Origin of the sequence: Micromonospora sp. WMMA2032 (assembly GCF_002688545.1) — a bacterium.
Taxonomy (GTDB): Bacteria; Actinomycetota; Actinomycetes; order Mycobacteriales; family Micromonosporaceae; genus Micromonospora; species Micromonospora sediminicola.
Window position 1 is genome coordinate 188,860 of sequence record NZ_CP024052.1, and the last position, 11,234, is coordinate 200,093.

An 11,234-nucleotide genomic window follows, 5' to 3' on the forward strand; every position below is an offset into this window, starting at 1 on the left:
TAGCGCGGAAGGCAACAACATGGCAACTCACCCCCAGCCCGAGGTCTGGTTCCTCACCGGCAGCCAGGGCCTCTACGGCGAGGACACCCTGCGGCAGGTCGCCGAGCAGTCCCGGCAGATCGCCGCGTGCCTGGACGAGTCGCCGGACATCCCCGTACGCGTGGTCTGGAAGCCGGTCCTGACCTCCGGCACGGACATCCTCGCCGTCTGCCGGGACGCGGCCGTGCGGGGCGCGGTCGGGGTGATCGCCTGGATGCACACGTTCTCCCCGGCGAAGATGTGGATCGCCGGCCTGGACGCGCTGCGGACGCCGCTGCTGCACCTGCACACCCAGGCGAACGTGGCGCTGCCCTGGGACACCATCGACATGGACTTCATGAACCTGAACCAGGCCGCGCACGGCGACCGCGAGTTCGGCTACATCCAGACCCGGCTCGGGGTGGCCCGCAAGACCGTCGCCGGGCACGTCACCGACCCGCGGGTGGTCGGACGGGTCGCGGCCTGGGCCCGCGCCGCCGTCGGCTGGTCGGCGGTGCGGTCGTTGCGGTTGGCCCGCTTCGGCGACAACATGCGCGACGTCGCGGTGACCGAGGGGGACAAGGTCGAGGCGGAGCTGCGGTTCGGCGTCTCGGTCAACACCTACGGGGTGAACGACCTGGTCGCGGCCGTCGACCAGGTCGCCGACGCGCAGGTGGACGACCTGGTCAAGGAGTACGACGACACCTACCGGGTGGACGCCGACCTGCGGCCCGGCGGCGCCCGGCACGACTCGCTGCGCTATGCCGCCCGTCAGGAGCTGGGCCTGCGGGCGTTCCTCGACGAGGGCGGGTTCCGCGCCTTCACCACCAACTTCGAGGACCTGGGCGGGCTGCGTCAGCTCCCGGGCATCGCGGTGCAGCGGCTGATGGCCGACGGGTACGGCTTCGGCGGCGAGGGCGACTGGAAGACCTCCGTGCTGGTGCGGACGCTGAAGGCGATGGCCGTCGGCGTCGACGGCGGCACGTCGTTCATGGAGGACTACACCTACGACCTGACGTTCGGCCAGGAACTGGTCCTCGGCGCGCACATGCTGGAGGTCTGTCCCAGCATCGCCGCCGACGTGCCCACGGCGGAGGTGCACCCGCTGAGCATCGGCGGGCGGGAGGATCCGGTCCGGTTGGTGTTCGACGCGGCGTCCGGCCCGGCCGTCGTGCTCGGCATGGCCGACATGGGGGAGCGGTTCCGGCTGGTCGCCAACGAGGTGGACGTGGTGCCGCCGCCGCACCCGCTGCGCCGGTTGCCGGTGGCCCGGGCGGTCTGGCGGCCGCGCCCCGACCTGGCCGGCTCGGCGGAGGCGTGGATCACCGCGGGCGCCCCGCACCACACCGTGCTCTCCCAGGCCGTGGGGGTGGAGGAGCTGCGCGACCTGGCGGCGATGGCCCGCACCGAGCTGGTCGTCATCGACGCCGACACGGCGCCGCACCGGTTCGCCGACGAGCTGCGCTGGAACCAGGCGTACTACCGGCTAGCCCGGGGGTTCTGAGGCGCGCCGGCGGCACGCCGGGTGGCGGGTCCCGGGCCGGGGCCCGCCACCCGGATGTGTCCGCCGGGTCACGCCTTGACGAACGTCATGTTATCGCTCACAGTCGATGTGTCGGGTCGTCGACGTCGCGCGCGGACCGTTCCGGGCCGAGACCGCGCCGCAGCTGTGCGGAGATCCGACTCCCTTCCGGCGCGGACGGCTGTTAGCGATCACATGGGCGGTGCCGCCGTGCGTCGTCCCGCCCCGGAACCGGTCGACGAAGGAGAGTCATGGTGAGCAGAGGTCGGTTGGCCCGGCTCCTGGCGGGGTTGGCGGCGATGCTGGTCGGCGGCGCGCTGGTGACGGTGGCGCCGGTGCCGGCGTCGGCCGCGACGGTGGACACCGGCGCGTGGTACGTGCTGGTGAACCGCAACAGCGGCAAGGCGCTGGACCTGTACAACCAGGCCACGAACGACGGGGCGCGGATCACCCAGTGGTCGCGCAACGACGGGGCCTGGCAGCAGTGGCAGTTCGTGGACTCCGGTGGCGGCTGGTACCGGATCCGGTCGCGGCACTCGGGCAAGGTGCTGGACGTGACCGGCGCCTCGACCGCCAACGGTACGGCCGTGGTGCAGTGGTCCGACCACAACGGGACCAACCAGCAGTTCCGGCTGGCGGACTCGGACAGCGGCTACGTGCGGCTGGTCAACCGCAACTCGAACAAGGTCGTGGAGGTGCAGAACGCCGCCACGACCGACGGCGGCAACATCGTGCAGTACGACGACTGGAACGGCGCGAACCAGCAGTGGCAGCTGGTGCGTGTCGGGGACGGCGGCAACCCGAACCCGGGCGGCACGTTCACCAACCCGGCCGTCTGGCAGGACTTCGCCGACGTCGACATCATCCGGGTCGGGGACGTCTACTACATGTCCGCCTCGACCATGCACTACTCGCCGGGCGCGCCCGTGCTGCGCTCCTGGGACCTGGTGAACTGGGAGTTCGCCGGGCACTCCGTCCCCCGGCTCGACTTCGGCGCGAAGTACGACCTGACCAACGGCGCGCACGCGTACGTGGACGGCATCTGGGCGTCGACGTTGAACTACCGGCCGAGCAACCGGACCTACTACTGGGCCGGGTGCGTCGACTTCGCCCAGACCCACATCTACACCGCCGACGCGGTCGACGGCGCCTGGAGTCGGCTGACCACCATCCCGAACTGCTACTACGACGCCGGGATGCTGATCGACGACAACGACACGATGTACGTGGCGTACGGCAACGGCACGATCAGCGTGGCGCAGCTGTCCGCCGACGGGCGCAGCCAGGTGCGGGCCCAGCAGGTCTACCAGACGCCGTCGAGCATCGGCACGCTGGAGGGGGCCCGCTTCTACAAGCGCAACGGCGCCTACTACATCTGGCTCACCCGGCCGGCCAACGGCCAGTACGTGCTCAAGTCCACCAACGGCCCGTTCGGCCCCTACGAGCAGCGGCAGGTGCTGCTCAACCTGCCCGGTCCGATCTCCGGCGGGGGCGTGCCGCACCAGGGCGGGCTCGTGCAGACGCAGAACGGCTCCTGGTACTACATGGCCTTCACCGACGCGTACCCGGGCGGCCGGATGCCGACGCTGGCGCCGATCACCTGGACCGCCGACGGGTGGCCGCAGGTGCAGACCGTCAACGGGGCCTGGGGCGCGAGCTATCCCAACCCGCTGCCGCTGCGCCCGGTCAAGCCGCTCACCGGCACCGACACCTTCGCCGGCAGCACGCTCGGCGTGCAGTACGAGTGGAACCACAACCCGGACAACAGCCGCTGGTCGGTGAACAACGGCCTGCGGTTGCAGACCGCCACCGTGACCACCGACCTCTACCGGGCCCGCAACACGCTGACCCACCGGATCCAGGGCCCGACCTCCACCGGGACCGTGGAGCTGGACTACTCGGGCATGCGCGACGGCGACCGGGCCGGGCTCGCGATGCTGCGCGACAGCTCGGCGTGGATCGGGGTCCGGCGGGACAACGGCGCCACCCGGGTGGTGATGACCAACGGCCTGACCATGGGATCCGACAACTGGAACACCACCTCCACCGGGACCGAGATCGCCGGCGCCCCGGTCTCCGGCGGGCGGATCTGGTTGCGGGCCAACGCCGACATCCGGCCCGGCTCCGGCCGGCAGGCACGGTTCTCCTACAGCACCGACGGGGTCACCTTCGTCCCGTTGGGCAACGCGTTGACGCTCAACAACGCGTGGCAGTTCTTCATGGGATACCGCTTCGGCATCTTCAACTACGCCACGCAATCACTCGGTGGCGCGGTGACCGTACGCCAGTTCTCGTTGACGACCCCGTGACAACGGTCACCATTTACGACCGTTGACATATCTGCGAATTGCCCGGGGTGGGGTTCCGGTAATCATCGGAAAAGCCTCACCCCGGGCCCAATGCACCGGCGCGGAGCTGGGATTTCGCGGTCCCGACCGGAGGAGGGGAATGGGGCCGTGGACGATTCCGTGGCATTCGGTGGCCGGCGCCCGGACGCGGGCCCGACGGTGCCGTTCCGGCGGGAACGGCTGGCGTAGACTGTCGCCACCCGGGCCGGTCCGGTCGAGATCGACCGGGTTCGGCCACCGCGGGCTGTCGGAAAGTGAGGTGGCCGTGCGCGGTCCTGCGATGACGGACGTGGCTCGCCTCGCCGGGGTGTCGCACCAGACGGTGTCCCGGGTCCTCAACGGGCATCCCAACGTGCGCGAGCAGACCCGGCTCCGGGTCCAGGCGGCCATCACCGAACTCGGCTACCGGCCCAACCGCGCCGCCCGCGCGCTGGTCACCGGCCGGTCCCAGGTGATCGGCGTGGTCGCGCAGAACACCACCCTCTACGGGCCGGCCTCCCTGCTGGCCGCGCTGGAGCAGACCGCCGCCGAGGCCGGTTTCGCGGTCAGCGTCGGCAGCGTGAGCGACCTGGACCACCGCTCCATCTCCGCGGCGGTGGAACGGCACCTGGCCCACCGGGTGGCGGGCATCGTGGTGATCGCGCCGGTCGAGTCGGCCGGGGAGGCGCTGGAGCGGCTTCCCCAGGACGTGCCGCTGGTGACCGTCGACGGCGACCCGCGTCGACCGATCCCGCTGGTGACGGTCGACCAGGTCGCCGGCGCCCGGGCCGCCACCCAGCACCTCCTCGACGCCGGGCACCGCACGGTCTGGCACGTCTCCGGCCCGTCGGACTGGTTCGACAGCGCCGGCCGGATCGAGGGCTGGCGCGAGGCCCTGCAGTTGGCCGGCGCCGAGATACCGCCGCTGGTCCCGGCCGACTGGTCCGCCGCCGCCGGCTACCGGTCCGGGCAGATGCTGGCCCGCATGCCCGAGGTCACCGCCGTCTTCACCGCCAACGACCACCTCGCGCTCGGGGTGCTCCGCGCGCTGCACGAGCACGGCCGGCGGGTGCCGGACGACATCAGCGTGGTCGGGTTCGACGACGTGCCCGAGGCGGCCTACTTCATCCCGCCGCTGACCACCGTGCGCCCCGACTTCGCCGCGGTCGCCGGGGCCAGCCTCGACCTGCTGCTGGCGCAGATCGAGTCGGCCGGCGTCGGCCCGTTGCGCCAGACCATCGCGCCGACGCTGATCCCGCGACGCAGCGTGGGTCCACCGCCGCGACGCTGAGCCGGGTCAGATCGGGAAGCGGCCACGCCGCCACTGCCAGTGGCGGCCGGCGCGGAGGTGCTCGACGACCGCGCGCTGGAGCACGGTGCGGCGCGGCAGTTCGTCGAGCGGCGTGCTCAGCGTGCGGAACACGAACCGCAGCACCTCGACGTCGCCGTCCAGCCCTTCCGGCTCCTCGTAGGGCTCCAGCTCGAACCGCCGCTGGAAGCGGATGATGTTCGAGTCGTCCGGCAGGTATTCGCGCAGTTGCGGGTCGAGCAGCCACGAGCCGCAGGAGAACTCCGTGTGCCGCTCGTCCGGGAAGTGGCGCGGGAAGAACGCGCGGGCCTCGTCGAGCGACGCCGTGACCGCCTGCGGGGTCAGCGGCCCCGCGTCGGGGATGTGCAGGCCGATGGTCTCGCCGCGCTGGTGCTGGAGCCGGCCCAGCTCGTAGAGACCGCCGCGGGTGTGCAGCGTCAGCCAGCTCTGCATGACCGGCCAGCCCTCGCCGTCCATCCGCCGGTCGACGGCCAGGTTGCGGCCCAGGTCGGCCAGTGTCGCCCAGGACACGGCGTCGGGCAGGCCGTGGTCCCGGTGGTAGCCGCGCACGACCTCCACCAGGGCCAGGTACGCGTAGACGTAGAGGTGCCGCCAGGCCGGGCCCCGGTCGCGCGGTAGCGCCGGACCGGGCGGCAGCCACTCGTGGCCACCGAGGTCGGCGCGGACCATCGCGGTCGAGCGGTCGAGCAGCCAGCGCAGCTCCGGGGTCCACAGTGGGGAACCCGGGTCGGGCCAGCCGGCCAGGATCTCGGCGGCGTCGTCCGGCGGCACCGCGAGGCGGTCCAGCAGGGCGGGCGCGTCGGCCCGCGCGGGCAACGGCGCCGACGGGTGGTCGGCGGCGAGCCGGTGCACGCGGTCGACCTCGTCGACCGGAACCCCGAGCCGCGCCGCGGTGTCGTCGAGATCCACGTGAGCGACCCTACCGACCGGCGGGGGCGCGGCGACAGGCCCGATCCGGGGCCGGCGTGCCGGTGCGCGTGGTGGACGTCGCCGCAGGGTCGTGAAGAATACTTGCGGAACTGACTCCCATCGATGAGCATATCCTTCACATCGACTGACGCGTATCGATGAGTTCGCGGCGGTTCCCCGGGTGGCCCAGGTGTGAGGAGTGCAGATGAGGATTCCCCTTCGACGCGTGGCCGGAGTGCTCGCCGCCCTGGCGTTGACCATCGCCGGGGTGCTGACGGGCCCGACCGCCGCGCAGGCGGCCACGCCCGCCTGGCCGACGTTGAGCGGCGGCACGTCCGGTCCGAATGTCGCGTCGGCCCAGTTCCTGCTCCGCCACCACGGCGGGACCCTGACCGTGGACGGCGCCTTCACGGCCGGGACCACCACCGCGGTACGGACGTTCCAGGCCGCCAACGGGCTCACCGCCGACGGGATCGTCGGTTCCCTGACCTGGGCCCGCCTCGTGGTGACCCTGGACGCCGGCGCCAACAACAACGCCGTACGGGCACTGCAGACCGCGCTCAACAAGTACGGCTACGGCCTCACCGTCGACGGCGCCTGGGGCGCGGCCACCACCAATGCCGTCACCAGCTTCAAGACCACCAGAGGGCTCACCGGCGGCGCCACCGTCGGCGCGACCACCTGGCAGTGGCTCCTCGGGGACGGTGGTGGTGGAGGCACCTACGCCCTGGTCATCGGGCGCTCGGTGCTGCCGCGCACCGAGTACGACGACCCGCACCACGACTATCCGGCGATCGACCTGCCCACCAACAGCGGCGTGACGACGTACGCGATCACCGCCGGCACGGTCGGCCACGCCGGCGGTGGGTGCGGCTACGGCATCGGCATCACCGCCGACGACGGCACCTACTACCTGTACTGCCACCTGTCCTCCCGGGCGGTGGCCGACGGGGCGCGGGTCGTCGCCGGCCAGGTCATCGGCTACACCGGCTCCACCGGCAACTCCACCGGCCCGCACCTGCACCTGGAGGTACGGGTCGGCGGCGCGAACCGCTGCCCGCAGAATCTCCTGCTGGCCCTCTACGACGGGTCGGCCGTGCCGGCCCCGGGCACCCTCCCGTCGACCGGCTGCACCTACTGACGGGGGCCGGGGCGGCGCGGGCGACCCTGGACAGGTCGTCCCGCGCCGCCCGCGGCTCAGGCGAGCTCCGCCCAGCGGGCGTACATGGTCAGGTCACGGACGGTGCGCCGGGTCAGCTCCGGCGGAACGCCGTCCCCCCAACCGGCGGCGACGGTCGCCGCCCTGCGCAGCTGCCGCGCGGCGGCGTCGGCCGAACGGGCGGACAACCCGTCGGCCAGCAGCCGTTCGGCAGTGGCGAGCCGGAGCCGGACCCCGGCCGTGGTGGCGCCCGGCGCGCAGGCCGTGGCCAGCCGTAGCGCCTCCCGCAGCGACGCCGTCCCGGCGCGGGCGGCGGCCCGGTAGTCGGCGTGCGGGACCGTCGCCGCGGTCCGGAACGTGCCTTCCCGCAGGGCCTCCTGCTGCCGGGCGTTGAGTTGGTTGTACGCGAACAGCGCCGCGCCGTCGGAGTCCGCGTCGTTCACCGCCTGCACCTGGTCGAGCATCAGATCGGGGGACGACCCCCGCAGCGGGCCGTAGGTGGCGGTGTAGAGCGGCACGTCGCCGACCCGGCGGCGCATCACGGCGGTGTCGTGCCCCACCGAGTCCGCGGAGGTGCCGAAGGACATGCCGGTGAGGAAGTCCAGCGTGCCGGCGTCGACCCAGGCGCCCCAGTTCTGGAACTTCTTGGCCAGCCCGTCGGTCGGGTCGGCGAACACGGCGGCGGAGAGCTTCCGGTCGCCGGCGACCCGCCGCTGCATCGTGCGGACCTGGTCGACGAACGTGGTGACCTGCTTCTCCCGCCAGGCGTTCCAGGTGGGCCACTGCGGTGATTCGGGGTTCAGCGTGTACGGGTCCACGCCGTGCTCCGCCGCGAACGTCGCGCGGCTGTACGCGGAGTAGGAGAAGTCCGCGCCGTAGGGCAGGGAGACCGGGTAGCGGATGTAGTCCAGGTGCAGACCGTCCACGCCGTAGCCGCGCAGGATCTCCTCGAACGTGGCGAGCACGTGCGCGCGTACCGCCGGGACCGCCGCGTCCATCCAGTAGTAACCGGGCTCCATCCGGGACGGCTGCGGGCCGGCCTTGCCGACGTCCTCGCGCTCCACCGCCGCCCACTCGGGGTGCGCGGTGAGCACCGGTCCACCGCCGGACTCGACGCCGACGAAGAAGGTGTGCGTCCAGGCGTGCAGCTCGATGCCCCGGGCGTGCGCCTCGGCGATCCAGACCTTCAGCGGGTCGAAGCCGCGCATCTCGGGCCGCTGCGCGGGCATGCCGGCCCGCTCGGCGACCGGGCTCGGGTAGATGGTGTAGCCACCCCAGACCGTCTCGAGGAACACCATGTTGAACCCGGCCGCGGAGATCCGCTCCACCGTGGCGCGGATCTGCTCCGGGCTGGTCTCGATCGGGCGGACCCAGAGGCCACGGCCCTCCACCGGACGGGACTCGCGGGCCCGGTAACCGGCCACGTCGGCGCGGCGGGCGGCGTCGCGGGCCAGTTCCGCGGCGCGTTCCGGCTCGGCGGCGGCGGCGTCGCGGGCCCGGCCCAGCAGGCCCGCGGCCTCGGCGAGCGCGGTGTCCACGGCGGCCGGGTCGAACTCCAGGCAGCTCGTCCGCGCGGCCTGGCCGGCCTGGCGCGCCGCGGACACGGCGCGTTCCGCGCCGAGCAGGAAGCTCTCCGCGTCGACGTCCACCGTGACGGTGTCGCCGTCGACGGCCACGCGGGCGCCGAGCGGGGCGTTCCCCTCCAGCCAGGAACCCCGGGAGCCGTGCCCGGACAGCACGTAGCCGTCGGCGGGCACCGCGCTGTCGCCGCCCTGACGGGCGACCACCCGGCCGTCGCGGACGGTGATCTCGTAGCCGAAGTCGTTGGTTCCGGTGCGCTCCCGACCGGCGGCGGGGGTGTAGACGACGAGTTGCTCCGCGCCGCGGCACCCCGGGAAGCACTCGCCCTTGGCCGGGTCGACGCCGGCCGGGTTGGTGGTGGCGGTCGGGTCGGTGGCGTCGGCGGTGGTCGTGGCCCGCCGGATCAGCAGGTTGCGCAGCTGCACCCGGTCACCGGGGCGCAGCCGGTCGCGCAGCCACCGTCGGTCGTCGGCGCCACCGGCCTCGGGTGGCGAGGCGGACAGCACGGCGCCGTCGGCCGGGATGGCGTTGTTGCCGGGCTTCGGGCAGGAGTCGAGCGCGGTGCAGACGCTGACCACGTCGTACGCCCCGCCGCCGGCGGCGCGCAGCACCGCCTCGCCGCCGAAGGCGTTGGTCTTCGTCTCGGCCCCCGAGTCGGGGGTGTAGAGGGCGAGCACGCCGGCGGCGCGCGACGACGGATCGATGGCGTCGATCGTGGCGGTGGCGCCGTCGGCGGCCACGACGGTGGGCGCGCCGGACTCGGCGGTGGGCGGGGCGGCGGTGGCGGGAGCGGTCAGCAGCCCGAGCAGGACCACGCCGGCCGCCCCGCCGGCGGTGGCCCGGCGTAGGGGAGTGGGGGTAGGCATGCGGCCCATCGTGTGGTCACTGGTACGGACAAGTCAAGGCTTCAATCGGATAAACAAACCGGACACGGGGCGCAAAAGGCGAGCTGGGGCTTGACGCGGCGGTGATCGTGGTCCAGTGTCTCCGGCAACTGGTCCGTACCACTCATCCCCCACGCATGGAGGACCCTCATGAGGCGTACCCGCGCCTTCGCCGCGGCCGCAGTGGCCGCCGCGTTCTTCCTCAGCGGCTGCGGCCTGTCCAGCGGCGACGACGCCGGCGCCGGCGGCTCGAACGACCCGATCAACGGTGAGGTCAAGGGCGACATCACGTTCGCCACGCTGGCCCTGAAGCCCACCTTCGACGACTACATCAACGGTCTGATCGAGAAGTTCGAGGCGCAGCACCCGGGCACCAACGTGACCTGGGTCGACCTGCCGTTCCAGGGCGCCCAGGAGAAGATCACCAACGACGCCCAGGCGGGCACCCTGCCCGACGTGGTCAACCTGAACCCGAACTTCGCCCAGAAGCTGGAGAAGCAGGGCGTCTTCGTGGACATGGAGACCAACGCCGCCGACGTCAAGGACTCCTTCGTCCCCGGCGCGTGGGACGCGTTCAAGGTCCCCGGGCAGGCCGGCTCGTACGGCCTGCCGTGGTATCTCACCAGCGAGATCACCATGTACAACAAGGACCTCTTCGCTCAGGCCGGGATGCCCGACGCCGCCCCGCCGAAGACCATCGACGAACTGCTCACCCAGGCCGAGAAGATCTCCACCGCCGGCAAGGGCCGCTTCTACGGCTGGCACCCGGCGCTGGAGAACACGTTCGTGCCGAACCTGGCGAAGCTGGGCGTCCCGCTGCTCAACGACGACGCCAGCAAGTGGACCTTCAACACCCCCGAGGCGGTCCAGTACGTCACCCGGCTGCGTGACCTCTACGCCAGCAAGGCGATCGCGCCGGACTGGCTGACCCAGGACCACGCCAAGGAGACCGAGGCGTACTCGGCCGGACGGGTGGCGCTGTTCCCGTCCGGGCCGAACTTCCTCAAGGTCGTCGGCCAGAACGCCCCGGCCGTCGCCAAGGCCACCGGGGTCGCGCCGCAGATCGCCAGCGCCGACGGCACCACCAACATGTCGGTGATGGGCCTGCTCGTGCCGAAGAAGAGCAAGAATCCGGCCACCGCGCTGGAGTTCGCCAAGTTCGTCAGCAACGCGGAGAACCAGCTCGCCTTCGCCAAGATCGTGACGATCCTGCCGTCCACCTCGGACTCGCTCAAGGACCCGTACTTCACCCAGGTGGACGCCGCCGACCCGACCGCGCAGGCCCGCCGGATCTCGGCCGAGCAGATCGCCAAGGCGCAGAACCTCACCCCGGTGCAGTGGGACGACCGCACCAAGGCCCTGGTGATCGGCAAGGTGCAGCTCGCCGTCAAGGGCGACCTCGACCCGAAGGCCGCTCTGGACCAGGCCGTGGACGAGGCCAACAAGCTGCTCGCCCGCTGACCCGCCGGCGCCGCCCGGCTCCGGCCGGGCGGCGCCACCCTCC

Annotated in this window: 7 protein-coding genes; 5 read left to right on the forward strand and 2 right to left on the reverse strand. The window is 72.4% G+C overall.

All coding sequences use genetic code 11. From position 1 onward, the window contains the following. The first annotated feature begins 19 nt into the window (after positions 1-19). The 3 genes from araA to CO540_RS00850 all read left to right on the forward strand — a co-directional run bounded on the left by araA (position 20) and on the right by CO540_RS00850 (position 5,158). A complete protein-coding gene (gene araA, locus CO540_RS00840) occupies positions 20-1,522 on the forward strand; it encodes an L-arabinose isomerase (protein ID WP_099160453.1) in 1,503 nt (500 codons plus the stop codon). Positions 1,523-1,791: 269 nt separating this feature from the next. Next, positions 1,792-3,849: an RICIN domain-containing protein gene (locus CO540_RS00845; protein ID WP_099160454.1), complete on the forward strand. Its 2,058-nt coding sequence runs from the start codon at positions 1,792-1,794 to the stop codon at positions 3,847-3,849. 319 nt (positions 3,850-4,168) lie between these two features. Then, positions 4,169-5,158 (forward strand): LacI family DNA-binding transcriptional regulator, encoded by a 990-nt coding sequence (locus CO540_RS00850; protein ID WP_172967769.1) that lies wholly within the window; start codon positions 4,169-4,171, stop codon positions 5,156-5,158. Positions 5,159-5,164: 6 nt separating this feature from the next. On the opposite strand, the gene CO540_RS00855 is transcribed toward CO540_RS00850, so the two are convergent. Continuing rightward, positions 5,165-6,106 (reverse strand): acyltransferase domain-containing protein, encoded by a 942-nt coding sequence (locus CO540_RS00855; protein ID WP_099160456.1) that lies wholly within the window; start codon positions 6,104-6,106, stop codon positions 5,165-5,167. Positions 6,107-6,311: 205 nt separating this feature from the next. On the opposite strand from CO540_RS00855, the gene CO540_RS00860 reads away from it, so the two are divergent. Beyond that, positions 6,312-7,247, forward strand: coding sequence for a peptidoglycan-binding protein (locus CO540_RS00860; RefSeq protein WP_099160458.1), 936 nt, complete (start codon positions 6,312-6,314; stop codon positions 7,245-7,247). Positions 7,248-7,303: 56 nt separating this feature from the next. On the opposite strand, the gene CO540_RS31115 is transcribed toward CO540_RS00860, so the two are convergent. Next, positions 7,304-9,712, reverse strand: a complete 2,409-nt coding sequence (locus tag CO540_RS31115) for a family 10 glycosylhydrolase (protein ID WP_157779033.1) — start codon at positions 9,710-9,712, stop codon at positions 7,304-7,306. A 168-nt stretch (positions 9,713-9,880) separates the two neighbouring features. On the opposite strand from CO540_RS31115, the gene CO540_RS00870 reads away from it, so the two are divergent. Continuing rightward, entirely contained in the window at positions 9,881-11,191 is a 1,311-nt protein-coding gene (locus tag CO540_RS00870; RefSeq protein ID WP_099160462.1) for a sugar ABC transporter substrate-binding protein, read from the forward strand. Positions 11,192-11,234: the final 43 nt, after the last annotated feature.